The 26203-nt window shown below is 56.3% G+C and carries 23 protein-coding genes; 17 read left to right on the plus strand and 6 right to left on the minus strand.

Annotation, left to right across the window (positions count from 1 at the left end; all coding sequences use genetic code 11):
- Nucleotides 1–28 precede the first annotated feature (28 nt).
- Together pdxJ and acpS are read left to right on the plus strand one after the other, a co-directional pair.
- Complete coding sequence (gene pdxJ / locus K6R05_RS04980; protein WP_161736183.1) at nt 29–760, plus strand: pyridoxine 5'-phosphate synthase; 732 nt, start codon at nt 29–31, stop codon at nt 758–760.
- A complete protein-coding gene (gene acpS, locus K6R05_RS04985) occupies nt 760–1140 on the plus strand; it encodes a holo-ACP synthase (RefSeq protein WP_161736184.1) in 381 nt (126 codons plus the stop codon). The genes pdxJ and acpS overlap by 1 nt, the downstream gene beginning before the upstream one ends.
- On the opposite strand, the gene K6R05_RS04990 is transcribed toward acpS, so the two are convergent.
- A complete protein-coding gene (locus K6R05_RS04990; protein ID WP_161736185.1) occupies nt 1137–1385 on the minus strand; it encodes a YfhL family 4Fe-4S dicluster ferredoxin in 249 nt (82 codons plus the stop codon). The genes acpS and K6R05_RS04990 overlap by 4 nt on opposite strands.
- Nucleotides 1386–1440: 55 nt before the next feature.
- A complete protein-coding gene (locus K6R05_RS04995) occupies nt 1441–2280 on the minus strand; it encodes a MurR/RpiR family transcriptional regulator (protein ID WP_150012637.1) in 840 nt (279 codons plus the stop codon).
- A 155-nt stretch (nt 2281–2435) separates the two neighbouring features.
- On the opposite strand from K6R05_RS04995, the gene yfhb reads away from it, so the two are divergent.
- Together yfhb and tadA are read left to right on the plus strand one after the other, a co-directional pair.
- A complete protein-coding gene (gene yfhb, locus K6R05_RS05000) occupies nt 2436–3074 on the plus strand; it encodes a phosphatidylglycerophosphatase C (protein WP_161736187.1) in 639 nt (212 codons plus the stop codon).
- Nucleotides 3075–3137: 63 nt separating this feature from the next.
- Nucleotides 3138–3629, plus strand: coding sequence for a tRNA adenosine(34) deaminase TadA (gene tadA / locus K6R05_RS05005; protein WP_161736188.1), 492 nt, complete (start codon nt 3138–3140; stop codon nt 3627–3629).
- On the opposite strand, the gene mltF is transcribed toward tadA, so the two are convergent.
- Nucleotides 3626–5092, minus strand: a complete 1467-nt coding sequence (gene mltF / locus K6R05_RS05010; protein ID WP_222925117.1) for a membrane-bound lytic murein transglycosylase MltF — start codon at nt 5090–5092, stop codon at nt 3626–3628. The two genes, tadA and mltF, sit on opposite strands and share 4 nt — an antisense overlap.
- A gap of 267 nt (nt 5093–5359) precedes the next feature.
- Here mltF and purL point away from each other — a divergent pair, with 267 nt between their 5' ends.
- The 5 genes from purL to glnB all read left to right on the plus strand — a co-directional run bounded on the left by purL (nt 5360) and on the right by glnB (nt 13766).
- On the plus strand, nt 5360–9247 hold the full coding sequence (gene purL, locus K6R05_RS05015; RefSeq protein ID WP_222925118.1) for a phosphoribosylformylglycinamidine synthase: 3888 nt from the start codon (nt 5360–5362) through the stop codon (nt 9245–9247).
- A gap of 562 nt (nt 9248–9809) precedes the next feature.
- The gene (locus K6R05_RS05020) at nt 9810–11237 is read left to right on the plus strand and encodes a sensor histidine kinase (protein WP_222925119.1); all 1428 of its coding nucleotides are present in this window, start codon (nt 9810–9812) and stop codon (nt 11235–11237) included.
- Between the two features lie 3 nt (nt 11238–11240).
- On the plus strand, nt 11241–11909 hold the full coding sequence (qseG, locus tag K6R05_RS05025; RefSeq protein ID WP_107320023.1) for a two-component system QseEF-associated lipoprotein QseG: 669 nt from the start codon (nt 11241–11243) through the stop codon (nt 11907–11909).
- Nucleotides 11909–13243, plus strand: a complete 1335-nt coding sequence (glrR, locus tag K6R05_RS05030; protein ID WP_161736192.1) for a two-component system response regulator GlrR — start codon at nt 11909–11911, stop codon at nt 13241–13243. Before qseG ends, glrR begins: the two co-directional genes overlap by 1 nt.
- 184 nt (nt 13244–13427) lie before the next feature.
- Nucleotides 13428–13766, plus strand: coding sequence for a nitrogen regulatory protein P-II (gene glnB / locus K6R05_RS05035; RefSeq protein ID WP_003848647.1), 339 nt, complete (start codon nt 13428–13430; stop codon nt 13764–13766).
- 435 nt (nt 13767–14201) lie between these two features.
- Here glnB and hmpA read toward each other — a convergent pair whose 3' ends face one another.
- On the minus strand, nt 14202–15386 hold the full coding sequence (gene hmpA, locus K6R05_RS05040) for an NO-inducible flavohemoprotein (RefSeq protein ID WP_222925120.1): 1185 nt from the start codon (nt 15384–15386) through the stop codon (nt 14202–14204).
- Between the two features lie 325 nt (nt 15387–15711).
- On the opposite strand from hmpA, the gene glyA reads away from it, so the two are divergent.
- Together glyA and K6R05_RS05050 are read left to right on the plus strand one after the other, a co-directional pair.
- Nucleotides 15712–16965, plus strand: coding sequence for a serine hydroxymethyltransferase (gene glyA / locus K6R05_RS05045; RefSeq protein ID WP_161734376.1), 1254 nt, complete (start codon nt 15712–15714; stop codon nt 16963–16965).
- Between the two features lie 128 nt (nt 16966–17093).
- Entirely contained in the window at nt 17094–18242 is a 1149-nt protein-coding gene (locus K6R05_RS05050; protein WP_161734374.1) for a 3-phenylpropionate MFS transporter, read from the plus strand.
- Here the strand turns inward: K6R05_RS05050 and csiE are convergent.
- The gene (gene csiE / locus K6R05_RS05055; protein ID WP_222925121.1) at nt 18224–19492 is read right to left on the minus strand and encodes a stationary phase inducible protein CsiE; all 1269 of its coding nucleotides are present in this window, start codon (nt 19490–19492) and stop codon (nt 18224–18226) included. The two genes, K6R05_RS05050 and csiE, sit on opposite strands and share 19 nt — an antisense overlap.
- 155 nt (nt 19493–19647) lie before the next feature.
- Here csiE and K6R05_RS05060 point away from each other — a divergent pair, with 155 nt between their 5' ends.
- The 3 genes from K6R05_RS05060 to K6R05_RS05070 all read left to right on the plus strand — a co-directional run bounded on the left by K6R05_RS05060 (nt 19648) and on the right by K6R05_RS05070 (nt 22464).
- Nucleotides 19648–20274, plus strand: coding sequence for a DUF1007 family protein (locus K6R05_RS05060; RefSeq protein WP_161734369.1), 627 nt, complete (start codon nt 19648–19650; stop codon nt 20272–20274).
- The gene (locus K6R05_RS05065) at nt 20265–21245 is read left to right on the plus strand and encodes a nickel/cobalt transporter (RefSeq protein WP_161734367.1); all 981 of its coding nucleotides are present in this window, start codon (nt 20265–20267) and stop codon (nt 21243–21245) included. The genes K6R05_RS05060 and K6R05_RS05065 overlap by 10 nt, the downstream gene beginning before the upstream one ends.
- A gap of 205 nt (nt 21246–21450) precedes the next feature.
- Nucleotides 21451–22464 carry a TIGR04086 family membrane protein gene (locus K6R05_RS05070; RefSeq protein ID WP_222925122.1) on the plus strand — a complete coding sequence of 338 codons (1014 nt, stop codon included), beginning with the start codon at nt 21451–21453 and terminating at the stop codon, nt 22462–22464.
- 63 nt (nt 22465–22527) lie between these two features.
- Here the strand turns inward: K6R05_RS05070 and suhB are convergent, their stop codons facing one another.
- A complete protein-coding gene (gene suhB, locus K6R05_RS05075; RefSeq protein ID WP_222925123.1) occupies nt 22528–23331 on the minus strand; it encodes an inositol-1-monophosphatase in 804 nt (267 codons plus the stop codon).
- Between the two features lie 132 nt (nt 23332–23463).
- Here suhB and trmJ point away from each other — a divergent pair, with 132 nt between their 5' ends.
- From trmJ to K6R05_RS05090, 3 genes are all read left to right on the plus strand, one after another.
- Entirely contained in the window at nt 23464–24216 is a 753-nt protein-coding gene (gene trmJ / locus K6R05_RS05080; protein WP_161734363.1) for a tRNA (cytosine(32)/uridine(32)-2'-O)-methyltransferase TrmJ, read from the plus strand.
- Between the two features lie 130 nt (nt 24217–24346).
- Nucleotides 24347–24844, plus strand: coding sequence for a Fe-S cluster assembly transcriptional regulator IscR (gene iscR / locus K6R05_RS05085; RefSeq protein ID WP_013358736.1), 498 nt, complete (start codon nt 24347–24349; stop codon nt 24842–24844).
- Nucleotides 24845–24932: 88 nt separating this feature from the next.
- Entirely contained in the window at nt 24933–26093 is a 1161-nt protein-coding gene (locus K6R05_RS05090) for an IscS subfamily cysteine desulfurase (protein WP_222925124.1), read from the plus strand.
- Nucleotides 26094–26203: the final 110 nt, after the last annotated feature.

The following is a 26203-nucleotide window of genomic DNA, read 5'->3' on the forward strand; positions in this document are numbered from 1 at the left end:
TCACGATGGAAAAGAAGTGAGGATGGTCATGGCTGAGTTGCTGTTAGGTGTCAATATCGATCACATTGCCACGGTGCGTAACGCCCGTGGGACAAACTATCCCGATCCGGTGCAGGCGGCGTTCATCGCCGAGCAGGCAGGCGCAGACGGTATTACGGTGCACCTGCGCGAAGATCGCCGTCACATTACCGACCGCGACGTGCGTATCCTGCGTGACACTATCCAGACGCGCATGAATCTGGAGATGGCGGTCACTGATGAGATGATCGGCATCGCCTGCGATATCCAGCCCCATTTCTGCTGTCTGGTGCCCGAAAAGCGTCAGGAAGTGACCACGGAAGGCGGACTGGATGTGGCAGGGCAGCAGGAGAAGATGAACGCGGCTGTACGACTGCTGCGTGATGCGGGCATTCTGGTTTCACTGTTTATTGATGCCGACCACCGCCAGATCGAAGCGGCCGTTGCCACAGGTGCGCCTTATATCGAAATTCACACCGGCGCTTATGCCGAGGCACCAGAGGGACGGGGACGTGACGCGGAGCTGGCACGCATTCGCCATGCCGCCACCTTTGCCGCCAGCCTGGGGCTGAAGGTCAACGCCGGTCACGGTCTGACCTACCACAACGTGTTGCCGATTGCGGCGCTGCCGGAAATGCATGAGCTGAACATCGGCCATGCCATTATCGGTCGTGCGGTGATGAGTGGCCTGCCGGAGGCGGTTAAAGAGATGAAGCAACTGCTGCGTGAAGCCCGCCGCTAATGGCTATTCTGGGACTGGGCAGCGACATCGTTGAGATTGAACGCATCGCCGGGGTGATTGAGCGCTCCGGCGACCGGCTGGCGCGCCGGGTGCTGAGCGAAGCCGAATGGCAGCAGTATCAGGCACACAAGCAGCCGGTGCGCTTTCTCTCCAAGCGGTTTGCAGTCAAAGAGGCGGCAGCAAAAGCCTTTGGCACCGGCATTCGCGGTGGTCTGGCGTTTAATCAGTTTGAAGTTTACAACGATGCGCTGGGTAAACCGGGGTTACGCTTCTTTCAGCATGCAGCTGACGTGGCGGAGAGGCTGGGCGTTAAACACGTTCACGTGACGCTGGCCGATGAGCGTCACTATGCCTGCGCCACAGTCATCATTGAGAGCTAGCCGTGCAGCAGCACGAACTTCTCCCACAGCGCATCGCGTGATTCGGTGTGCTGTGGGTCAGTGATGATGGTGTTGTCGATGGGGCAGACCTGCTGACAGGTTGGCACCTCATAATGCCCGACGCATTCCGTGCAGCGGCTGACATCAATCTCATAGATCGCATCGCCCAGTGAAATCGCCTGGTTCGGGCACTCCGGTTCACACATATCGCAGTTAATGCATCTGGCCGTAATCAACAGCGCCATTTTTCCCACCTGATAACAACAGAAAAAGCGCGGGTATTATACGCGCTGTCGCTGATCAGACCAGCTTTTTCACCAGCGCTTCGCTGTGACGAATATGACTCGACGCACGCTCCGGATCGTTTTGCACCAGCGCCATAAACAGCAGATCGGTCAGCGCCAGCTGTGCGGTGGTCGAAGAGATCGCTGCGCTGCGGGTGCTCTGTTCTTCCGCCACCGTGTAGAGACAATAGCTGGCACTCTGCTGCAGGGTGTTCGGCGTAAAGCCGGTAAACGCCACCACATCGGCGCCCACCTGCACCGCTTCCTGCGCCGCCAGATTAATCTCGCGCCGTTCCCCGGTGTAGGAGATGGCCAGCAGCACATCGCCTGGCCCCATCGCCTGCACGCTGGCCAGCAGGGCGTGCATATCCTGTTCCGCCACTGCATTAATGCCAATCTTCATCAGCTTCCAGGAGAAATCCTTCGCCACCAGGCCCGATGCACCGATGCCGACCAGTAAAATGCGCCGGGCATTTTTCAGCAGCTGTAACACATCGTTGAGCTTCTCTTCGCTATTAATATCCAGCGTGGCGCGAATCGCCGAAAGCTTTTCGGTCAGCAGCTTTTCCCCCACCATTTTAAGCGGGTCGTCGCTGAGGATATGGTTATGCACGGTAATAGCATCCTTGTCCGCCAGTGACTCACTCAGAGCCAGCTTAAGCGCCGGAAAGCCTTTGTATCCCAGCTTCTGAGCAAACTTCACCACGCTCGACTGGCTGACGCCGGACTCTTCCGCCAGCTTTTGCGAACTCAGGTGACGTGCCTTATCGGGTTGCGACAGTAAAAAATCCGCCAGCCGACGCTCGTTCAATGCCAGACGTGGATAAAGCTGGCGAATGCGCAGCAATGAACTCATGCCCAATCCTCGTAATTCAGGGATAATCAGTGAAGAATAAACTATTCATCAGGCATTGTAGTCATCGGAATTAAAAATGACCGTCATCGCCGTACCGCCTGATGATGGCTACACTACTCTTTATCATCCCGGAATCAGCCGTTAAGGAGAGTTGTTTGACCAGGGGAACACAACGTCGCATCGTATTTTTCGACCTCGATGGCACTTTGCATCAGCAGGACATGTTCGGCACCTTTATGCGCTATCTGCTGCGGCGCCGTCCGCTGAATCTGCTGCTGGTGGTGCCGTTACTGCCGGTGGTGGGCATGGGCTTGCTGTTTAAAGGCCGCGCGGCACGCTGGCCCATGAGCCTGCTGCTCTGGTCAATTACCTTTGGCCGCTCCGAGCAGACATTGCTGCGCCTCGAAGCCGAGTTTGCCCAGTGGTTTCGCCTGCGCGTAAAAGCTTTCCCGGTGGTGCAGCAGCGCCTGACGGATTACCTCGGCAGTGATGATGCTGACGTCTGGCTCATCACCGGATCGCCACAGTCATTGGTAGAGCAGGTCTATTACGACTCCGCGTTTCTGCCACGCGTGAAGCTGATTGCCAGTCAGATGCAGCGCGGCTGGGGCGGGCGGGTACTGGCAATGCGCTGCCTCGGCCATGAGAAAGTGGCCCAGCTTGAAGAGAAAATCGGCACGCCGCTACAGCTCTACAGCGGCTATAGCGACAGCAAACAGGACAACCCGCTGCTGTTTTTCTGTCAGCATCGCTGGCGCGTAACACCCGCAGGTGAGCTGCAACAGCTGGAATAAATTTCTAAAGGATCGGTGAGACCGCTATAATGCGCCGCTTTTCTGTCGCCCGGAGTGGTCAGCATGAAACAACAAGATGAATACTGGATGCGCCATGCGCTTGACCTGGCGCGCCGGGCGTGGGAGCAGGGCGAAGTGCCGGTGGGTGCGGTGCTGGTTCAGAATGATCGGGTGATCGGTGAAGGCTGGAACCGACCCATCGGCCAGCACGATCCGACGGCGCATGCGGAGATTATGGCGTTGCGGCAGGGCGGTAAGGTACTGGAAAATTATCGTCTGCTGGACACCACGCTCTACGTGACGCTGGAGCCGTGCGTGATGTGCGCCGGCGCCATGGTTCACAGCCGCATCAGCCGGCTGGTCTATGGTGCGCACGATATTAAAAGTGGGGCGGCGGGGTCGCTGCTGGATGTGCTGGGCCACCCCGGCATGAATCATCAGGTTGAACTGCACAGCGGCGTGCTGGCTGAAGAGTGTGCCGCTATGCTGAGCGACTTCTTCCGTATGCGTCGCGAGCAGAAAAAAGCGCTGCGTCAGGCGCAACGCCAGGATTAATTCATGGCGATCTTTGGTTCGACCGCCGGGTAGCCTTTGGCCAGTTCGGCTTGTGCTTCTTGTGCTTCAGCCTGCTGCGCCAGGCGTTTTTCCTGCTCCTGCAGATAACCCACCAGGCTTAACTGATATTTGCGGATGTTCTCCACATAGTTATAGGCTTCATGCCCACGGGCATAGCCATAAGCCGTCTGGGTGTAGTAACGCTTCTGACTCAGCATGGGCAGACGCAGCTTCACATCCGCCCAGCTGTCCGGATTACCGCCCTGGCGTGCCGTCAGCTTGCGGACGTCAAGCATATGGGCATAACCCATGTTATAAGCCGCCAGCGCAAACCAGATGCGCTCATCTTCCGGGATGGTCTGCGGCACCTTCGCCATCATATCCTGCAGATACTGACTGCCACCGCGAATGCTCTGTTCGGGATCGGTTCGATCGCCCACATCCAGGCTATCAGCGGTGTTACGCGTCAGCATCATCATGCCGCGCACGCCGGTCGGCGAGGTAGCCTGCGGGTTCCAGTGCGACTCCTGATAGGAGATTGCCGCCAGCAGCCGCCAGTCGATGCTGGTGGCGTACTTCTCAAACAGTGGCCTGATGTCGGGCAGCGTATTGTCGATGGCGCGCAGGAACGTGCGCGTATCAACATAGTCAAAGGTGCCGACGTGACCGAGATATTTCTCCTCCAGCCGCGCCATCGCGCCTTCTTCGCCCATACCATTAAAGAAGTCGAGCATTGCTGCATTCAGGCTATCGTCATCGCTGTGCCGCACATACCAGGTTACCGGCTCTTCATCGGTAACATCGAACGCCACCGCCAGCTGCGGATAGATGCGCTGCAACAGTGCAATAGTGACGGAGTCACCAATGGTATAGTCGAGCTTGCCGTCGGCGACCGCTTCCAGCAGAGCTTTAGGACTCTGATCGGTGGAGATCGCCCAGTCCAGATCGGGGAACTGATTGGAACGCGCGCTCTTTAGCGTTGACAGATAGGCCGATCCTGATGCAACCGTCAGCCGCCCCTTTAAGTCACCGAGGTTTTTAGGGCGTGGCTTATCCACGCGATAGACCAGCTGTTGTGAAACGTTGTAGTAACCTGGCCCGGTCTGATAGCGCGTCAGGCGTTCATTGTTGTAGTTCAGGCCAGCGGCCAGCAAATCGGCTTTACCATCGTCAAGGTCATCAAACAGATCGCTCAGGTTAGGACGAACCGTCACCTTCAGTTTGACGCCAAGATAATCGGCGAAGCGTTTTGCCAGCTCATAATCCATACCGGCCGGTAACTGGTTAACTGTGTAGTACGTCAATGGGGAGTTGATGGTACTGACCCGCAGGACTCCCCGTGATTTAATCTGTGAAATCCTGTCCTGCCCACTCCCATACCAGGGAATGGATGGCCACAGCGCTAACGCTAACAGCACGGCAACCAGACCGATAAACAGATAATTAAATTTTAGGCGTTTCAAATAGTTATCTCTCGCTGGCTCTAAGGCCTCTGTCTTTTAAAGGCAGTATTTATCTTCTTTGAACTCCCAGAGCGAGGGGCATTTTGCGCAACAAAATCACACTGAGCAACTTTTATAGCAGCTTTTGCGCAAAATTCAGGCAAATCCGGGTTGCCAAAAATTGTGCGCAAACGGTTTCGTCGCGAGGTCGCTTTCTCTATAATACGCCCCGTTTTCCCTGTTGCGCCCAATCAAGCGTCGCCCGGCGCCCTGACGAGAGACTTATTAATGGAAATTCTGCGTGGTTCGCCCGCCCTGTCGGCATTTCGTGTAAACAAACTGCTGACCCGCTTTCAGGACGCTCATCTGCCGGTGAGTGATATTTACGCTGAGTACATCCATTTTGCTGATGTCAGTACGCCCTTAACCGCTGACGAACAGAGCCGCCTGCAACGCCTGCTTAAATATGGTCCCTCTCTCGCTGAACATGCTCCACAGGGACGTCTGCTGCTGGTGACGCCACGTCCCGGCACCATTTCGCCCTGGTCATCCAAAGCCACCGACATTGCTCATAACTGCGGCCTGCCGCAGGTACGTCGTCTGGAACGTGGTCTGGCTTTTTATGTGCAGGCTCCGCAACTGACGGAAGCTCAGTGGCAGACGCTGGGTACACTGCTGCACGATAGGATGATGGAAACGGTCTATAGCGATCTGGCGCAGGCTGAGCAGCTGTTTGCGCACCATACGCCGCAGCCAGTGAAGAGTGTCGATCTGCTGGGTGAGGGCCGTCAGGCGCTGGTTCAGGCAAATATCTCGCTGGGTCTGGCGCTGGCAGACGATGAAATTGACTACCTGGTGGCGGCATTTACCGCGCTGGGCCGCAATCCCAACGACATTGAACTCTATATGTTTGCGCAGGCGAACTCTGAGCACTGTCGTCACAAGATCTTCAACGCCGACTGGATTATCGACGGCGAGAAACAGCCGAAGTCGCTGTTTAAGATGATCAAAAACACTATGGAGCAGACGCCGGACTTCGTGCTCTCTGCTTATAAAGATAATGCCGCCGTGATGGAAGGGTCAGAGGTTGGCCGCTTCTTTGCTGACGCCGGCGAAAGCGAATACCGCTGGCATCAGGAAGCCGCGCACATCCTGATGAAGGTGGAAACGCATAACCATCCAACGGCCATCTCGCCGTGGCCAGGCGCCGCGACCGGTTCCGGTGGTGAGATCCGTGATGAAGGCGCAACCGGACGCGGCTCCAAGCCCAAAGCGGGCCTGGTTGGATTCTCGGTCTCTAACCTGCGCATCCCTGGCTTTGAACAGCCATGGGAAGAGGACTTCGGCAAACCGGCGCGCATCGTCAGCGCGCTGGAAATCATGACCGACGGGCCTCTGGGCGGCGCTGCGTTTAACAATGAATTTGGTCGTCCGGCACTGAATGGCTATTTCCGTACCTATGAAGAGCAGGTCACCAGCCACAACGGCACCGAGCTGCGTGGCTATCATAAGCCGATTATGCTGGCGGGCGGCATCGGTAACATCCGCGCCGATCACGTGCAGAAAGGCGAAATTACCGTCGGCGCGAAGCTGGTGGTGCTGGGTGGTCCGGCCATGAACATCGGTCTGGGCGGCGGCGCGGCGTCATCCATGGCTTCGGGTCAGTCTGATGCCGATCTCGATTTCGCCTCCGTTCAGCGTGACAACCCGGAGATGGAACGCCGTTGCCAGGAAGTGATCGACCGCTGCTGGCAGCTGGGCGATGAGAACCCGATTCTGTTTATCCACGACGTGGGCGCGGGCGGCCTTTCCAATGCCATGCCGGAGCTGGTCAGCGACGGCGGTCGTGGTGGCCGGTTTAACCTGCGTGACATCCTGAGTGATGAGCCAGGCATGAGCCCGCTGGAAGTCTGGTGTAACGAATCACAGGAACGTTATGTGATGGCTGTAGCGCCCGATCAGCTCGCACAGTTCGAGGCGATCTGCCAGCGCGAACGCGCACCGTTCGCGGTGATTGGTGAAGCGACCGAAGAGCTGCACCTGAGCCTGGAAGACAGCCATTTCGATAATAAGCCCATCGACATGCCGCTTGACGTGCTGCTGGGCAAAACGCCGAAGATGACGCGTGATGTGGTGACACAGCAGGCACAGGGTACCGAACTGCAGCGCGACGGCATTACGCTGGTCGATGCGGTGAATCGCGTACTGCATCTGCCTGCCGTGGCGGAAAAAACCTTCCTGATCACCATCGGTGACCGCAGCGTGACCGGCATGGTAGCGCGCGATCAGATGGTCGGCCCGTGGCAGATCCCGGTTGCCAACTGTGCGGTGACCACCGCCAGCCTCGACAGCTACCACGGTGAGGCCTTTGCCCTCGGCGAACGTTCACCGGTTGCGCTGCTGGATTTCGCAGCGTCGGGGCGTCTGGCTGTCGGTGAAGCACTGACCAACCTGGCGGCAACGCAGATTGGTTCGCTGAAGCGTGTGAAACTCTCCGCTAACTGGATGTCTGCAGCCGGTCACCCGGGTGAAGATGCCGGTTTATATGCGGCGGTGAAAGCAGTCGGCGAAGAGCTTTGCCCGGCGCTGGGGATCACTATCCCGGTCGGTAAAGATTCGATGTCGATGAAAACCCGCTGGCAGGAAGGCACCGAACAGCGTGAGATGACCTCGCCGCTGTCGCTGGTGATTACCGCGTTTGCCCGCGTCGAAGATGTGCGTCGTACCGTCACGCCACAGCTGCAGGCCGAACAGGACAACCTGCTGCTGCTGATTGATCTGGGTAACGGCGCGAATACGCTGGGCGCAACCGCGCTGTCGCAGGTCTATCGTCAGCTCGGCGACAAACCTGCCGACGTGCGTGATGCCACACAGCTGGCGGGCTTCTTCAATGCGATTCAGGCGCTGGTGGCTGAGCAGAAACTGCTGGCTTACCACGATCGTTCCGACGGCGGTCTGCTGGTGACGCTGGCCGAGATGGCCTTTGCCGGTCACTGCGGTATTGACGTTGATATCGCCTCGCTGGGCAACGATGCGCTGGCCGCCCTGTTTACCGAAGAGCTGGGCGCGGTGATCCAGATCAATGCCGCCGATCGCGCAGCGGTAGAGCAGATCCTGGCGGATCATGGCCTTGCCGCTTCGACGCATCTGCTGGGCAGTGCACAGCCGGGCGATCGCTTTGTGATCCGTGCCGGTGACAGCGCGGTTTACAGCGAAAGCCGTACCACGCTGCGCACCTGGTGGGCGGAAACCACCTGGCAGATGCAGCGCCTGCGCGACAACCCGGCGTGTGCCGATCAGGAACATGAAGCGAAGAAGAACGACAGCGACCCTGGCCTGAACGTGAATCTGACCTTCAATCCGCAGGAAGATGTGGCTGCACCGATGATCGCTACGGGCGCACGTCCACGCGTCGCCGTGCTGCGTGAGCAGGGCGTCAACTCCCATGTGGAGATGGCCGCCGCCTTTGATCGGGCCGGTTTCACCGCCATTGACGTCCACATGAGCGATCTGCTGGCCGGACGTCGCGGTCTGGAAGAGTTCCAGGCGCTGGTGGCCTGTGGCGGCTTCTCTTACGGCGATGTGCTGGGTGCCGGTGAGGGCTGGGCGAAATCGATTCTGTTCAACCCAAGCGTGCGTGACGAGTTCGAAACCTTCTTCCACCGTCCGCAAACTCTGGCGCTGGGCGTCTGCAACGGTTGCCAGATGATGTCCAACCTGCGCGAACTGATCCCAGGTAGCGACCTCTGGCCGCGCTTTGTGCGTAACCAGTCTGAGCGCTTTGAAGCACGCTTCAGCCTGGTTGAAGTGGCCGCCAGTCCATCACTGCTGCTGGACGGCATGGCCGGTTCGCATATGCCTATCGCGGTGTCGCACGGTGAAGGCTTTGTTGAAGTCCGTGATGCGACACATCTGGCGGCGCTGGAGTCGAAAGGGCTGGTGGCACTGCGCTTTGTCGATAACTTCGGCAAGGTGACAGAAACCTATCCGGCTAACCCGAATGGTTCTCCTGACGGCATCACCGCGGTGACCAATGAAAGTGGCCGCGTCACCATTATGATGCCGCATCCGGAGCGCGTGTTCCGTACCGTCAGCAACTCCTGGCATCCGGCCGAGTGGGGCGAAGACAGTCCGTGGATGCGCATTTTCCGCAATGCGCGCAGACAGCTGGGTTAATTTAATCCACTGAAATGAACAGGAGGCCAGCGTGCCTCCTGTTCTTTTTTGCGCCGCTGTTGGCAAATAGCGACAACAGAGCCTTTGCGCTGTCGCTGTATGGCGACATTTATCTCGTTGATTTTTAATGCGTGCTTATCAGACTGATTTTAGTGTCGCCTTACGGAGACAGACAGCCTGTGCTGATATAAGATTTTTCGCGACAGTCAGCGGGCGGGTCTGCTCAATTTGCTGAAAAATATAATGATTTATTTTCTGGCATGGAACTTGCTATACTCATGCAGCTGCTCATTCACCTGTTTATGATTGCCCCGCTTAGCGGATAAGAGCTCATAAAGCCCGAATGACGCACCAAACGGAGCCTGCCGTCCACCTGACCGATAATCGCTTGCGTTATCAAACACCGGACGTAACGTTGAGTAAGGCTCCACCCATTCTTACGCGATGCATCACGCGTCGTGCCAGCGGCAGGCCATTGAGCCTGCCGTTTTCTTTCGTTCCCCTTTCTTCCGCAGACAGAGTCCGCTAGCATCCAGACAGCGAATCTTAAGGAAGCGGCTGCGTGAAAAAATGGCGTTTATTTCCCCGTTCTCTGCGTCAGCTGGTGCTGATGGCGTTTGTCCTGGTGCTGCTGCCCCTGCTGGTACTGGCCTGGCAGGCGTGGGAAAGTCTCTCTGCATTAAGCGAACAGGCTGCGGACACTAACCGCAATACCTTTACCGATGTGCGCAGAAGTGAGGCGATGGCGCGAACGGCGGTTGAGCTGGAGCGTAGCTATCGCCAGTACTGCGTGCTGGATGATGCCTCGCTGGCGCGCCTCTATCAGACTCAGCATACCCGCTACAGTCAGATGCTGAGCTCGCACAGCGCCAGCCTGCCCGAACTGCCCGCATTCCAGACCTTACAGGCGACGCTGCCGCTGCTGACGCCACTGAAATGTGACAATGGTAATCCGGTGCCGGTTGCCGCAGAGGCGCTGGATCGCTTTTCTGCGACCAATGCGCAGATGGTGCAGGACACGCGCGAAGTGGTCTTTTCGCGTGGCTTACAGCTGCAGCGCGAAATTGCCGATCGCGGCCAGTTTTTTGGCTGGCAGGCGCTGATTCTGTTTATCATCAGTCTGGCACTGATGACGCTGTTTACCGGCATGATTATCGGTCCGGTTAAGCGCATTGAACGGATGATCAACCGGCTTGGCGAAGGGCGGGCACTGGGTAACAGCGGGACATTTCGCGGTCCGCGCGAATTGCGATCGCTGGGACAGCGCATCGTCTGGCTCAGCGAGCGGCTTCAGTGGCTGGAATCGCAGCGTCATGAATTTCTTCGCCATCTCTCTCACGAGCTGAAAACGCCGCTGGCCAGCCTGCGTGAAGGCACGGAACTGCTGGCGGACGAAGTCGCCGGCTCGCTGAATGTCGATCAAAAAGAAGTGGTCACTATCCTCGACAGCAGCAGTCGCCATCTGCAGCAGCTGATTGAACAGCTGCTCGATTACAACCGCAAACTGGCGGATGGCCCGATCGCGCTGGAGCCGGTCAGCGTGGCGGAGATTGTGGAAGATGTCGTTAACGCACATGCGCTTTCGGCGCGCGCCAAACTGATGCAGACGGTCGTCGATCTTAAGGTCAGTCACTGCCTCGCAGAACCGATGTTACTGATGCGGGTCATCGACAACCTCTATTCGAACGCCGTGAACTACGGCAGCGAATCCGGTACCATCTGGCTTCGCAGTCAGCAGCAGGGCGATCGGATCTGGATTGAGGTCGCGAATAGCGGCTCGCCGATCCCGCCTGAAGAGCAGGCGATGATTTTCGAACCGTTCTACCAGGGCAGCCAGCAGCGTAAAGGGCCGGTGAAAGGCAGCGGGCTGGGATTGAGTATCGCCAAAGATTGCCTGCGCCGGATGCAGGGCGATCTGACGCTGGTCTCCTGCGAGCAGGCTGACGTCTGTTTTCGAATTGAACTGAACACCACAGCCGGGAAAGTCTGACTGATGAAATATTTACCCGCTTTGCTGTTGAGCACGCTGACTACGCTGCTCCTCAGCGGATGTACGACCTCCCCGGCCACCTCCTCTTTGCCGTCAGGCCATCAGGTGGCGGAACCCGAGGTCAGAATCGCTGATTACCTGGCGACCCGTTGCAGTGACCTGTGGCCGATAGAAAATAGTACGGCGCTGGGTAACACCCTCTACTGGATGCGGGCGATCGACTGTGCCGAACGTCTTTCTCCCGCGGAGGCCCGTGCCGAAGCCCATCGCTGGCCGGCTGAAAACTGGTCGCGCGCCTTCAAGCAGGGCGTACTGATGTCCAACGGCAACGTGACGCCTGTTGAACGTCGTCGCTATGTTGAAACCCTGGATCGCTACAGCAGCGATTTTCCGCAGTCTGTGCGCCCGCTGATTCAGCTGTGGCGCAGTAATCAGACCGCGCAGCTTGACCTCAGTGAAGCGCGCACCCGTTATGCCCATCTGCAGCAGAGCAGTGATACGCAGCTTGAGGCGATACGCCAGCAGATGGTGAAACAGCAGCAGCAGCTCAGCGACACGCAGCATAAGCTGGAGCGGCTGACTGACATTGAGCGTCAGCTTTCATCACGCAAAGCCCCGGATGTGTCTGACAGCGGTCACGGCACGGCACTGCCGCAGGATGAGGAGCAATAATGGTGAGGCAAGCGGCAAAATTGCTGCTGGTGGATGACGATCCCAGCCTGCTGAAGCTGCTGGGCATGCGTCTTCGCAGCGAAGGGTATCAGGTCACCACGGCAGGCAGCGGACCCGAAGCGTTGCGCCTGCTGCAGAAAGAGAAAATTGAGCTGGTGATCAGCGATCTGCGTATGGATGAGATGGACGGTCTGGCGCTGTTTGGCGAAATCCAGAAACGCCACACCAACTTGCCAGTGATTATCCTGACGGCGCACGGCTCTATTCCGGACGCGGTCTCTGCCACCCAGCAGGGCGTTTTCAGCTTCCTGACCAAACCAGTAGACAAAGATGCGCTCTATAAAGCCATTGATGAGGCGCTGGCACAGCAGGTGCCGGTCAGTGATGACCGCTGGCGCGAAGCGATTGTCACCCGCAGCCCGCTGATGTTGAAGCTGCTGGAGCAGGCGCACATGGTGGCGCAGTCGGATGTCAGCGTGCTGATTAACGGTCAGAGCGGTACCGGTAAAGAGATGCTGGCGCAGGCGATTCACGCCGCCAGCCCGCGCAACGGCAAGCCGTTTGTCGCCATTAACTGTGGCGCACTGCCGGAGCAACTGCTGGAGTCAGAGCTGTTCGGTCACGCTAAAGGGGCGTTCACCGGTGCCGTCAGTGCCCGTGACGGTTTATTTAAAACCGCTGGCGGCGGCACGCTGTTCCTGGATGAGATTGGCGATATGCCGCAACCGCTGCAGGTGAAATTGCTGCGGGTGCTACAGGAGCGTAAGGTCAGGCCGCTGGGCAGCGATCACGATATTGAGATCGACGTGCGCATCATTTCAGCTACCCATCGCGATCTGCCAAAGGCGATGGAGAAGAAGGAATTCCGTGAGGATCTCTTCTATCGTCTGAATGTGGTGAATCTGAAGATTCCGGCACTGCATCAGCGCACCGAAGATATCCCGCTGCTGGCTAATCATCTGTTACGTCAGGCGGCAGAACGGCATAAACCGCAGATTCGCAGTTTTTCCGTCGATGCAATGAAGCGTCTGATGGCGGCCAGCTGGCCGGGCAACGTGCGTCAGCTGGTGAACGTGATTGAGCAGTGCGTGGCACTGAGTTCATCGCCGGTGATTAGCGATGCGCTGGTGGAGCAGGCCTTAAGCGGTGAAAACAGCGCGTTGCCGACATTTGCGGAGGCGCGCAATCAGTTTGAGCTGAACTATCTGCGCAAGTTGTTGCAGATGACCAAAGGCAATGTGACCAACGCCGCACGTCTGGCCGGGCGTAATCGGACGGAGTTCTATAAGCTGCTGTCTCGTCATGAACTGGACGCCAGTGATTTCAAAGAGTAGCGGGGGCGGCGAAGTGATACCGGGAGGTTGACTGCTCAGGCCCGACGCAGAATGGTTGCAGTCAGCACAATCTGACAGCGCTTGCGGCAACCTGAAGAAACCCGGATATTACCGCCCGACAGCGCCAGTAACATTTATACTTGATAAACCCTCTGACCATGGAGGGAGTGAAAAAGGGTCTGACATGAAAAAGATTGATGCGATTATCAAACCATTCAAACTCGATGATGTTCGTGAAGCCTTAGCGGAAGTGGGCATCACCGGGATGACCGTGAGTGAAGTAAAGGGCTTTGGTCGCCAGAAAGGGCACACCGAGCTGTACCGCGGCGCAGAGTATATGGTCGATTTCTTACCTAAAGTGAAAATCGAGATGGTGGTGGGCGACGATATCGTTGATACCTGCGTCGAGACCATTATGCGCACGGCGCAGACCGGCAAAATCGGTGACGGTAAGATTTTCGTCTTTGACGTGGCGCGTGTAGTGCGTATCCGTACGGGCGAAGAGGATGAAGAGGCGATCTGATAGTCTTTTTATCAGCTCTTTATCAGCATAAAGAAGCCCGCGCTGCGGGCTTTTTTTATGCCTGGGGAGCCTGGGACGAATAGCTTTGAGATCGAGCCAGCTCTGGGAACACGGTCAGATCGGAAAGACGCAAAAGCCAGTCCCTTAGTGCCTCATCTGGAATCGTTGGCTGTGTGATCGCGCCTGCTTAGAGAACACGGACAGATCGGAAAGACGCAAAACCCGCCATCCATGGCGCGGGACGCTTTCCTCTTCTGCCCGTGTTCCCTTCGCTTTGAGCTTATGCGTTGCTGCAAGACTCACATTGGGCAGATTCAATCTGGTACGGTTAGCGGTGAGAGCATTCCCTGCGCTTTTAGCTGATTCATTGCTGTCAGATTTAGATCGGGTTTGCCAGTAATCTAAGCCCGCAGCGCGGGCTTTTTTATCGCTCAATCACATGCCTTTATGCGGGCCAAAGAGTTCGTAATGAATGCGTGTATCTGCCACGCTGGCATCGCGCAGTTGCGCCACCACATGCTGCATAAAGGGCAGCGGACCGCAGAGGTAGAAGTGGGTGTCGGGTGAGGCGAGACGTGCGGAGATCGCGGTGATATCCATCAGACCCTGCGCGTCATAGCGACCGGCATCTTCAGCGGCGGGATCGCGATACCAGACCTCGCTGACGAAATCGGTGAGCTGCGCGCCTGTAGCTATCACTTCCGGGCCAAATGCATGCTGTTTGCCGTTCTCTGCGGCATGCAGCCAGCTGACCGGCGCGCGGTGCTGGCTTGCTGCCAGCGCATGGAGCATCGCCAGCAGCGGCGTCTGACCCACGCCTGCAGAAATCAGCGCCACAGGCGTGACAGGGTCGACCTCAAGGAAGAAGTCGCCGTGCGGTGCGGCGAGCATCAGCTCATCACCCACCTTGCCATTCTGATGCAGCCAGCCGGAGACGGTGCCCTGTGCTTCTCGTTTCACCGCGATGCGATACTCTTTGCCGTTGCTGAGATGCGTCAGCGAGTACTGACGAATCTGGTGATGTTCGAAGCTGGCAGGCTGCAGGTGGACTGTCAGATACTGACCGGGCTTAAAGGCGGCGACCGGGCCGCCATCCACCGGCGTGAAGGTAAAGCTTTTAATCACCTCGCTCTGCTGCTCAATCGCACTGATGCGAAACGCCCGGGTGCCACGCCAGCCGCCGGTTTGCTGCTCTGTGGCCTGATAAATTTCCTCTTCGCGATTGATGAATACCTCTGCCAGCACGCCGTAAGCCTGGCCCCATGCCGCCAGCGCCTCTTCGCCCGGATCCAACAGTTCTTTAATGGTTGCCAGCAGATTTTCACCGACGATGGCGTACTGTGCAGGCTGGATATTCAGGCTGGTATGTTTCTGCGCAATCTTTTCCACCGCAGGCAGCAGCACGGCCAGATTCTCCAGGTTTGCGCCATAGGCGCAGATGGCGTTGAACAGGGCTTCCCGCTGATCGCCATTACGCTGGTTATTCATATTGAAGACGTTTTTAAGTTCCGGATGGTGCGACAGCATGCGGTCATAGAAGTGGGCGGTAAGCTTTGGACCGCAGGCGGCGATGGCAGGCAGGGTCGATTTAACGGTGGCGATGGCGTGTGCATCAAGCATAAAGGCGGCCTCTTATTAAACATGTATTTTAAATGCATCTTATAGCCACTTCGTCTGCGGTGTAAATAATCCAATGAATTTTCTGGTTGTCTGAGTGGCAACTTTTTAGTGCATCAAGAAAGCCTTCGGCACAGCCTGAAGAAAAAACGTGGCGTCTGAACAGAGTAAAAAGGTGTAAAAATGCTGTGCCAGCAGCCAGCCAATCGTTTGCGTAAAAAGAGGCAGCTCACCCTACCTTCACCTGTTAAAACGGTTTACACTGTGGGCCTTCGCCCCTGAAGGGGGGTAAATACCGTCAGAAAGTTAGCTGAGTCAGGAGATCCGGATGTTAAAGCGTGATATGAACATTGCCGATTACGATGCCGAGTTGTGGCAGGCGATGGAGCAGGAGACAGTGCGTCAGGAAGAGCACATTGAACTGATTGCTTCTGAAAACTACACCAGCCCGCGTGTTATGCAGGCACAGGGTTCTCAGCTCACCAATAAATACGCTGAAGGCTATCCGGGCAAACGCTACTACGGCGGCTGTGAGTACGTTGATATCGTTGAGCAGCTGGCGATCGATCGCGCAAAAGAACTGTTTGGTGCCGATTACGCTAACGTGCAGCCACACTCAGGTTCACAGGCTAATTTTGCGGTTTACACCGCGCTGCTGCAGCCGGGCGATACTATTCTGGGGATGAACCTGGCGCACGGTGGGCACCTGACTCACGGCTCACCGGTTAACCTGTCCGGCAAACTCTATAACGTGGTGGCTTACGGTATCGATGAGACCGGTAAAATTGACTACGACGAACTGGCTGAACTGGCGAAAACCCACAAGCCAAAAATGATCGTAGGCGGATTCTCGGCGTACTCCGGCGTCTGTGACTGGGCGAAAATGCGCGAAATCGCAGACAGCGTGGGAGCCTGGCTGTTTGTCGATATGGCACACGTTGCTGGCCTGATTGCTGCTGACGTTTACCCAAGTCCGATCCCGCATGCGCACATCGTGACCTCCACCACCCACAAAACGCTGGCGGGTCCGCGCGGCGGCATCATTCTGGCGAAAAACGGTGATGAAGATTTCTATAAGAAACTGAACTCTGCTGTCTTCCCTGGCGGTCAGGGTGGTCCACTGATGCACGTTATCGCCGGTAAAGCGGTTGCCTTCAAAGAGGCGATGGAGCCGGAGTTCAAAACCTACCAGCAGCAGGTGGCAAAAAACGCCAAAGCGATGGTAGAAGTGCTGATCGAGCGTGGCTATGACATCGTGTCTGGCGGCACGCATAACCATCTGTTCCTGATCGATCTGGTGAGCAAGAACCTGACCGGTAAAGAAGCCGATGCGGCGCTGGGCCGTGCCAACATCACGGTTAACAAGAACAGCGTGCCAAACGATCCGAAAAGCCCGTTTGTGACGTCTGGTATCCGTATCGGTACACCAGCGGTTACCCGTCGTGGCTTCAAAGAGGCAGACGTACGCGAGCTGGCTGGCTGGATCGCCGATGTGCTGGATAACATCAATGACGAAGCGACCATTGAGCGCACCAAGAAGAAAGTGCTGGATATCTGCAGCCGTCTGCCGGTCTACGCTTAATCGCTAACCTGTTGTGAGACAGCATAAAAAGGATGGCATCTGCCATCCTTTTTTATTGCCTGTGCCGCAGGGCTCTGCCAGAGTAGCGCCCACTTATGCTGCGAAGCAGCAAACCTGCTGGAGGGAATATGGCAATCGGCTCCGCCAGATGGCTCGGATTGGGCTACTTCACTTACTTCTTCTGTTACGGCATCTATCTGCCATTCTGGGGCGTGTGGCTGAAAGGCACCGGTCTGGATGCTGAGAAGATTGGCCTGCTGCTCGGCTGTGGTATGGTTGCGCGCTTCGTCGGTAGTCTGCTTATTGCCTCGCAGGTTAAGAATCCCGGCCGGTTAATTACGGCGCTGCGTCTGCTGGCGCTGATGACCTCTCTGTTTGCTGCCGGTTTCTGGGTGGGTGAGCAGTGGATGTGGCTGCTGACTGTGATGATCGGCTTCAACCTCTTCTTCTCGCCGCTGGTGCCGCTCAGCGATGCGCTGGCTGCTACCTGGACACAGCAGATTGGGCTGGCGTACGGGCCGGTGCGACTGTGGGGATCGCTGGCCTTTGTAATCAGCTCGGCGTTAACCGGCGTGCTGGTCAGTGCTTACTCCTCTCAGGCCATTCTGCTGCTGCTTTCCGTCGGTGTCATCGCCATGCTCGCTGGCATGATGCTGAGACCAGCCACCCAGCCACAGGGTCATGAGCGTCAGGGTGCTGCAGGCGGCGGCTGGCAGGAATGGCGTGATTTGCTGCGTGAAAATGCTGTATGGCGATTTATGCTCTGCGTGACGCTGCTGCAGGGCGCGCATGCTGCCTATTACGGCTTCAGTGCTATCTGGTGGCAGGAGAGCGGCTACTCCGCCTCAACGGTGGGTTATCTCTGGTCGCTGGGCGTGGTAGCGGAAATTATTGTGTTCGCTCTGAGCAACCGCCTGTTCCGCCGCTGGCGCGCGCGTGACCTGCTGCTGCTTTCAGGCATCTGCGCGCTCATTCGCTGGGGCCTGCTGGGAGCCAGCACCGCGCTGCCGCTGCTGATTGTGGCGCAAATCCTTCACTGTGGCAGTTTCACCGTCTGTCATCTGGCGGCGATGCGTTTTATCGCGGCGCGGCAGGGGGCGGAAGTGATCCGGCTGCAGTCACTCTATTCCGCGCTGGCGATGGGCGGGGGTATTGCGATAATGACCATGATCTGCGGCGTGCTGTTCGCGCATCTGCAGGGGCATCTTTTCTGGGTAATGGCACTGGTAGCCCTGCCCGCACTGTTTCTGCGTCCCGGCTACGACTCCAGTAAATAACGAATGCGCTGCTGATGGTGCAGCGTCAGCGGCAGTTCAGCATGCACCAGCGGCGGTGAGAACAAGGGCAGCGAGGTCGGGTAGGGCGAGATAATGATGTCGGTGTCCCGTGGCGCGCCATCCCGCTGAAACTGCTTCACATCCAGATAAGAAATATTGATCGGCAGCAGCGTGATCTCCCGGATCTGCTGCTCCACATCCTGCTCCAGGTCGGCATCGTCGCCGGTCAGTATCAGGACCTGCTTCTCCTGTAGCGCACTCTCCTGCATCAGCCAGGCACCAAAAATAATGGTGACTAAACTCACCTCTTCCGGCGTAAAAGTAATGTTGTAGTGCTGCTCAAAAGCCTGCAGGGCCTGCTGAGTCGTACGCAGCAGGCGAGGATAGAGTCGGCTGACATCCAGTGCCACGCTATTGTCGATACCGATAGTAAAGTGAGTGCGATCGAGTGCCTGCGCCAGATGCGGATAGAGCTGGTGCAGCAGTTCGTCGCGGTCAGCAAAGGTGATTTCGGCACAGGCTTCAAAGTCATTAATCAGTTGCTGCGTCGCGTTCATCAACTGCTGTTCAGCAGGATGTGCAACCGCGTCCACGACCGGCGTATGAATCTGGCTGAACAGCAGCGTCCAGAAGTCGGTTTCACTGACATGCGGGGCAAGATGGCAGCGTTTTCGCCAGTGATGTATCACATCTTCGGCGGCCTGCCGCTCAGGCTTCTGCTGCAGCCAGAGGGACTGCGCCTCACTGAACAGCACCGGCTGACGCTGGCACAAGCCATACTTCATAAATATCTGCAGAAAAAGCCGGTCGCGTTCGCTGAAATCACGCTTCAGACGCAGGCTGCAATGCTGAATCAGCGCCTGTAAATTGGTCTCATCCCACAACGCTTTCTCAATCTTCATGACCTTCAGGCGCTGGCGCAGGGGCGCAGCAAAATGCTCGCAGACAAAATCCTGCGATAAACGCAGACTGCGTCGCAGGTTGTGCAGCAGACAAAGGCGACGGTCCAACTCTGTACCATGAAGACGAAAGCTGCCATCCACCATCTGATGCAATTCCAGCTGGTGATATCGCTGTATCTCAAGGCCTACATCCGCGATATCCTGTCGGGCAACGGCAGGATCGATGCCATTCAGCTGGCAGATTTTTTCAAGCGTAAGCACGGGTGCGGGCAGAAACAGCAACAATAAAAGATGGCACTGACGCTGTGAACGGGTGAAGAGTGGTGCCAAAGGGGTAGCAGAACTCATCAATCAGATTTCCAGCAGACTATTTTGAGCTAAGCGTAGTCAACCCGGTCAGCGCCCGCGCGGTTTACGCGGTTTATTTGCCGGAGGTTTAAAGCGGGTCACAAAATTTTGTTACTTATAGATTCTTTTCATCAGGAACGTTACTTTATAACATTATGAAACGCGCACTCTTTGCCTTACTGATGGTATTAAGTCCGGCTCTGCTGGCCCATCCTCACAGTTTCATCGATATGAAAACCGAACTGGTGGTGCAGGGTGACACCTTCACCGGATTAAAGATGACCTGGACCATGGATGAGATCACCTCCGCCGATCTGCTGTATGACGCGGGCGAGGCGAAGCCAGGCAGCGTGGTGTGGAAAAAGCTGGCGGCGGGCGTGATGGCGAACGTACTGGGCCAGCACTACTTTTCTGAAATCTGGCACAACCAACAGCGGGTAAAGTTTTTGAATCTGCCAACGGAATATAATCTGTCGCGTAACGGCCACAAAGCGGTACTGGAATTTGTTCTGCCGCTGGCGGAACCCCCGACGCTGGCCGGGCAGCGCTTTGAGATCCTGACCTTCGATCCCACTTACTTCGTCGATATGTTCTATGACAATCCCGGCGCGTTAACGCTGCCGCCGGCATTGCAGACCCGCTGTAAATTTGCGCTCAATACGCCAAAACCTAATGACTCTCTGAAGCAGTATGCGCTGTCGCTGGATAAAGCCGACGCGCCTGCAGAGGAGATGGATTTAGGCCGCCAGTTCGCACAAACGGTGGTACTGACATGTCAGTAATTTCTGCGCCCCTGCGGGCTTCCCGGCTCTGGCCTCTGTGGTTGCTGGCGGGACTCTTCATAGGCGGCGCGCTGCTGGTCTGGCTTTACTGGTCGCAGATTTTGCTGCAGAGCGTGCTGTGGCAGAAAGATCTGCACCGGCAGATGACCCAGCTGTTACAACAGGTGGCGGAGCAGCCCCATCAGGCTGGCATGTCGCTGGTGATATTCAGCCTGCTATATGGTGTGCTGCACGCGCTGGGGCCGGGCCACGGCAAAGTTGTTATCGCGACTTTTCTGGCGACTCATCCGAGCCGCGTCAGAACCAGTATCAGGCTGACGCTGCTCGCCTCACTGTTGCAGGGCTCAGTCGCGATTGTGCTGGTAACGGTGATGCTGGTGCTGCTGAAAACCTCGTCGCGCCAGCTGCATCTCAGCAGTTTCTGGCTGGAGAAGGGCAGTTACCTGCTGGTGATTGGGCTGGGTGTGATGATCGGCTATCGGGCGCTGCGCTCACTGTGGCGGGCATTGCGTCCGCGGCCAGCTCCGGTGTTCCGCGCCTTCCGTGCTCACCATCAGCATGATGAACATTGTGGCTGCGGACATGCGCATCTGCCGACGCCGCAGCAGATGAGCGGCAACATTAGCTGGAAAACCCAGCTGCTGGTGGTGGTATCAATGGGATTACGTCCCTGTTCCGGCGCGATTATGATGCTGCTGTTTGCCAAAGTAATAGGTGTTTATGGCTGGGGCATTCTCTCTGCTGCCGTGATGGCGGTCGGCACGGCACTGACCATTTCGGCGATTGGCCTGCTGGTTCAGCAGGCGCGTTCGGTGGCGCAGCGGCTGGCACAACCTGGTGCTGTCTCAGGTATCTCGCGACTACTAATGCCAACGCTGGCCTTAACCGGTAGCCTGATTTTAATTGTGGCGGGTATCGCATTATGGCAGTCAGCACAACTCACGCCGGGCGGCGGAATTCGACCTTTCTGACTATAAACGCAGCGGGAATAAAATTCCCGCGGTTATACTTACCTCGCTAATTATCTCTGAATTCATCTCTTTATTTTTTTTCTCGGGGCAGTTTAGTGGTGAAATGACTATTCCCTGTCTACGCTGTTAATACCAAAACGGCATTCCGCCGTCGGGATGATAAAAGATCAGAACAGCTTGCTGTTTATTGCGAGGAGTATATTTCATGGCTGATACCCGTATTAATAATGGCTACACCGAAACGCTGGCGACCGGGCCGGCAGGACTACCGTTAAAACGTATTTCCTGGAGCGCGGTCTTTGCCGGTGTTATTTGTGCATTAATCGTTCATATCATTCTGACGCTGCTGGGCACAGCCATTGGGGCCACCACCATTGATCCGATGAAAGAACAGAATCCGCTGGACGGCCTTGGCACTGGCGCGCTGGTCTGGACGGCTATTGAGATGCTGGTTGCGATGGCGGCAGGTAGTTATGTTGCCGGCCGACTGGCACAGCGTGAAGGCGCACTGCACGGTTTACTGATGTTTGGCCTTAGCACAATTTTCACTATTTACCTGGCTATTGCGCTGGCAACCAGCGTATTAGGCGGCGCGATGAATATTGTGGGTTCAGGCTTCCAGGCGCTGGGTAGTGGTATTTCCGCTGCTGCGCCTTCGGTTACTCAAATGGCAAAAGAAAAGCTGCAGGAAAATAATATTAATTTAGACAACCTGCAAAACGAACTGGAAACCACATTACGTCAGACCGGTAAGCCGGAATTACAGCCAGAGAATCTGAAGCAGGACGCAAATAAAGAAGCGCAGAATGCGGAAAACCAGGCTAACAACACTGCGAACCACCCACAGACAGCGGATACCGATCTGACTAACTGGGTAAAAGGTGTAATGGATCGTCATTCAGATACTCTGCAGGCAGCCGATCGTGACGCACTGAAAAATATCATTAAAGCGCGTACCGGTAAAAGCGATGAGGAAGTGGATCAGATCGTTGCGAAAACCGAGCAGAGCTATCAGCAGGCCGTCCAGAAGTATAATGAACTGAAACAGCAGGCTGAGCAGAAAGCACGTGAAGCGGGCGAAAAAGCCGCTGCTGCGACCGCTAAAGCGAGCTGGTATGCCCTGATTCTGCTGATCATCGAAGCCGCACTGGCTGGTGTGATGGGTATGGTGGGTCGTCGTACTCAGCCCCGTCAGGTGCTGGCACACGAACGTCGTTAATCATCACTGATTAGCAGGCAATAAAAAAGGCGGCTGAAAAGCCGCCTTTTTCCGTAATGAAACTTAGCGTTTTAACGCTTCGCTCAGCTCATCACGCATGTTCGACAGCATAGCTTTCACCACGCGCGGGTTACCCGCGACCAGGTTACCTGACAGCAGATAACCGTGGTTACCGGTGAAGTCAGTGACCAGACCACCCGCTTCACGAACCAGCAGTTCACCCGCCGCAAAATCCCACGGCTTCAGGCCAATCTCATAATAGCCATCTACGCGACCCGCAGCCACATAGGCCAGATCCAGCGCAGCAGAGCCGGTGCGACGGAAGTCAGCGCACTGTGTAAAGAGTTTGGTCAGGATGTTCATGTAAGCTGGCGCGTGCTGCTTCATTTTGAACGGGAAGCCCGTTGCCAGAACGGTGCCATCCAGATCGCGGGCAATGCTGCCACGCAGACGATAGCCATTCAGCTGAGCGCCCTGGCCACGTGAAGAGGTGAACAGTTCATTGCGCATTGGATCGTAAACGACGGCGACTTCAGTGCGGCCTTTGATGCGCACAGCGATAGAAACAGCAAAGTGGGGCAGACGTTTGATGAAGTTAGAAGTGCCATCCAGCGGATCGATAACCCATTGAACGTCCTGATCTTCGCCCGCCAGTTCACCGCTTTCTTCAGTGATGATGGTATGTTTCGGGTAAGATTTACGAATAATTTCGATAATCAGGCGTTCTGCTTCGCGGTCAACATTGGTTACGAAGTCGTTGCTGCCTTTCTGGCTGGCTTCGACGGCGTCCGGGGTTTCATAATATTTGGCAATTAAATTTCCGGCCTTGCGCGCTGCGCGCACGGCAATGTTGAGCATGGGATGCATCGGTATCTCTCGCTGGATGTTAAAGAACGGGGAAAACGGCGCGGAGTATAGCAGCGTGTTCGGTAAATGTCCTGCTTTATGTTACGATTCTCTCCACTGATTTTACTGACCCGTTTCTGAGTATCCCTAATCATGTTGCAAAATATTCGTATCGTATTGGTCGAGACTTCTCACACCGGTAACATGGGCTCCGTTGCGCGCGCCATGAAAACCATGGGCTTAACCAACCTCTATCTGGTTAATCCGCTGGTCAAACCCGACTCACAGGCGATCTCCCTGGCTGCCGGTGCCAGTGACGTTATCGGCGACGCAAAAATCGTTGATTCACTGGATGAGGCCATCGCCGGATGCAGTCTGGTGGTCGGTACCAGCGCACGTTCACGTTCGCTGCCCTGGCCGATGCTGGATGCGCGTGAATGCGGCGTAAAAAGCGTGGAAGAGGGCCAGCAGGCACCGGTCGCACTGGTGTTTGGTCGTGAACGTGTCGGCCTGACTAACGAAGAGTTGCAGAAGTGTCACTATCACGTCGCGATTCAGGCCAACCCGGAGTACAGCTCACTGAATCTGGCGATGGCGGTACAGATTATCGCCTATGAAGTGCGCATGGCATGGTTACAGTCTCAGGAGCAGGCCAGCCCGCCACCGAAGTATGAAGAATCCCCTTATCCGCTGGTGGATGACCTTGAGCGCTTCTATCAGCATATGGAACAGATGATGCTGAACAGCGGCTTTATCCGCGAAGCCAATCCAGGCCAGGTGATGAGCAAACTGCGTCGTCTTTATACCCGCGCCCGCCCGGAACGTGATGAACTCAACATCCTGCGCGGTATGCTTTCGTCGTTTGAAAAGCGGAAAAACGAGAAAAAAGAAGCAGATAATAGTTGAGTAAATTACCTGGTTAAATACCTGACTAATTTACCAGGTTAAATAGTTGACCAATTTACTCGGGAATGTCAGACTTCATGGCATCTGTTGCTAATCCTCCGATAACCGGACGCTATTGAGGTTGTACGCTATGAGACTGACATCCAAAGGACGTTATGCCGTTACTGCAATGCTGGACGTTGCCCTTCACTCCCATGAAGGTCCGGTCCCGCTGGCTGATATTTCAGAACGTCAGGGCATCTCGCTCTCCTATCTGGAGCAGTTATTCTCCCGACTGCGTAAAAACGACCTGGTTTCCAGCGTTCGTGGCCCGGGTGGCGGTTATCTGCTGGGTAAAGCGTCAGACACCATCTCTGTCGGCGAGGTAATTACTGCGGTTGATGAGTCGGTTGATGCGACCAAATGCCAGGGCAAAGAAGGCTGCCAGGGCGGCGAGCGTTGTCTGACCCACGTTCTGTGGCGCGATCTGAGCGTACGTATCAGTGACTTCCTGAACAATATTACGCTGGCTGAGCTGGTGAATAATCAGGAGATTCTGGATGTGGCCGATCGTCAGAATGCGATCGATAATCGCCGCTTCCAGAGCCCGCGTTCGCAGGAAATTAACGTCAACCAGCGCGCCTCGTAGTCCCCGCTATTGCGGCCCTTACTGCTAACGCGGTCAGGGCCGAATCTGCTATAAAGACGTATGATTTTTAATACGGAGCTGTAGCGCAATGAAATTACCGATTTACCTGGATTATGCCGCCACCACGCCGGCCGATCCGCGTGTGGCCAGCAAAATGATGCAGTTTCTGACGCTGGATGGCACGTTCGGTAATCCGGCTTCGCGATCGCACCGTTTTGGCTGGCAGTCTGAAGAAGCGGTCGATGTTGCCCGCAATCAGATCGCCGAACTGGTCAACGCCGATCCGCGCGAAATCGTCTTTACCTCTGGCGCCACCGAATCCGATAACCTCGCGATTAAAGGCGCAGCCCATGCCCATCAGGCGCGCGGCAAACATATCATCACCAGCCAGACGGAACACAAAGCGGTGCTCGACAGCTGTCAGCAGCTGGAGCGCGAAGGTTTTGATGTCACGTATCTGGCGCCGGCGGCAAACGGCATTATCACGCCTGACCAGCTGCGTGCGGCGCTACGCGACGACACCATTTTAGTCACTCTGATGCACGTGAATAATGAAACCGGGGTGATTCAGGATATTGCCGCCTTTGGCGAACTCTGCCGCGAACGTGAGATTCTGTTCCATGTCGATGCGACCCAGAGCATCGGTAAGTTGCCCATCGATCTCAGCCAGTTACCGATCGATTTAATGTCCTTTTCAGCTCACAAACTCTATGGACCGAAAGGCATTGGCGCGCTCTATGTGCGGCGTAAACCGCGCGTACTAATCGCTGCGCAGATCCACGGCGGCGGACATGAACGCGGGATGCGCTCCGGCACCCTGCCGGTGCATCAGATTGTCGGCATGGGCGAGGCCTATCGTATCGCGGCAGAAGAGCGCGAAACCGAGATGGCGCGTCTGCAGGCGCTGCGCGATCGTCTGTGGCAGGGTATCAGCGTATTGCCGGACATTACCCTCAATGGCGACCCGCATCAGCGTGCGCCGAACATTCTTAATATCAGTTTCGCTGACGTTGAGGGTGAATCCCTGATCATGGCGCTGAAAGATCTGGCCCTCTCTTCCGGCTCGGCCTGTACCTCTGCCAGCCTGGAGCCTTCCTATGTTTTACGCGCGCTGGGCGTAAGTGAGGAGCTGGCGCACAGTTCGCTGCGCTTCTCGCTGGGACGCTTCACGACCGAGGAAGAGATCGACTACGCCATTGCCCTGGTGCAGAAGTCGGTGACCCGGCTGCGGGCCTTAATGAAATCCTGATACCCGGTCATAGTCCGGAAACTGCGCCAATATGGGCGCTTCGCTGGCAACGTCCGGCGGAATCTGTTATCAGGTCTCTGCGAAATACATTTAACATCTTATTAAAGCCG

Origin of the sequence: Pantoea alfalfae, assembly GCF_019880205.1 — a bacterium.
GTDB lineage: Bacteria > Pseudomonadota > Gammaproteobacteria > Enterobacterales > Enterobacteriaceae > Pantoea > Pantoea alfalfae.

What these genes read in the sequence shown, in the direction of transcription:
- qseG (WP_107320023.1), top strand. Translation starts at nt 11,241, where the DNA reads ATGAAATATTTACCCGCTTTGCTGTTGAGCACGCTGACTACGCTGCTC.
- csiE (WP_222925121.1), bottom strand. Translation starts at nt 19,492, where the DNA reads ATGAGTTCTGCTACCCCTTTGGCACCACTCTTCACCCGTTCACAGCGT.
- trmJ (WP_161734363.1), top strand. Translation starts at nt 23,464, where the DNA reads ATGTTGCAAAATATTCGTATCGTATTGGTCGAGACTTCTCACACCGGT.
- pdxJ (WP_161736183.1), top strand. Translation starts at nt 29, where the DNA reads ATGGCTGAGTTGCTGTTAGGTGTCAATATCGATCACATTGCCACGGTG.
- K6R05_RS05050 (WP_161734374.1), top strand. Translation starts at nt 17,094, where the DNA reads ATGGCAATCGGCTCCGCCAGATGGCTCGGATTGGGCTACTTCACTTAC.
- suhB (WP_222925123.1), bottom strand. Translation starts at nt 23,331, where the DNA reads ATGCATCCCATGCTCAACATTGCCGTGCGCGCAGCGCGCAAGGCCGGA.
- hmpA (WP_222925120.1), bottom strand. Translation starts at nt 15,386, where the DNA reads ATGCTTGATGCACACGCCATCGCCACCGTTAAATCGACCCTGCCTGCC.
- iscR (WP_013358736.1), top strand. Translation starts at nt 24,347, where the DNA reads ATGAGACTGACATCCAAAGGACGTTATGCCGTTACTGCAATGCTGGAC.
- glnB (WP_003848647.1), top strand. Translation starts at nt 13,428, where the DNA reads ATGAAAAAGATTGATGCGATTATCAAACCATTCAAACTCGATGATGTT.
- K6R05_RS05065 (WP_161734367.1), top strand. Translation starts at nt 20,265, where the DNA reads ATGTCAGTAATTTCTGCGCCCCTGCGGGCTTCCCGGCTCTGGCCTCTG.
- K6R05_RS05090 (WP_222925124.1), top strand. Translation starts at nt 24,933, where the DNA reads ATGAAATTACCGATTTACCTGGATTATGCCGCCACCACGCCGGCCGAT.
- tadA (WP_161736188.1), top strand. Translation starts at nt 3,138, where the DNA reads ATGAAACAACAAGATGAATACTGGATGCGCCATGCGCTTGACCTGGCG.
- purL (WP_222925118.1), top strand. Translation starts at nt 5,360, where the DNA reads ATGGAAATTCTGCGTGGTTCGCCCGCCCTGTCGGCATTTCGTGTAAAC.
- glyA (WP_161734376.1), top strand. Translation starts at nt 15,712, where the DNA reads ATGTTAAAGCGTGATATGAACATTGCCGATTACGATGCCGAGTTGTGG.
- K6R05_RS04995 (WP_150012637.1), bottom strand. Translation starts at nt 2,280, where the DNA reads ATGAGTTCATTGCTGCGCATTCGCCAGCTTTATCCACGTCTGGCATTG.
- acpS (WP_161736184.1), top strand. Translation starts at nt 760, where the DNA reads ATGGCTATTCTGGGACTGGGCAGCGACATCGTTGAGATTGAACGCATC.
- K6R05_RS04990 (WP_161736185.1), bottom strand. Translation starts at nt 1,385, where the DNA reads ATGGCGCTGTTGATTACGGCCAGATGCATTAACTGCGATATGTGTGAA.
- K6R05_RS05070 (WP_222925122.1), top strand. Translation starts at nt 21,451, where the DNA reads ATGGCTGATACCCGTATTAATAATGGCTACACCGAAACGCTGGCGACC.
- glrR (WP_161736192.1), top strand. Translation starts at nt 11,909, where the DNA reads ATGGTGAGGCAAGCGGCAAAATTGCTGCTGGTGGATGACGATCCCAGC.
- K6R05_RS05060 (WP_161734369.1), top strand. Translation starts at nt 19,648, where the DNA reads ATGAAACGCGCACTCTTTGCCTTACTGATGGTATTAAGTCCGGCTCTG.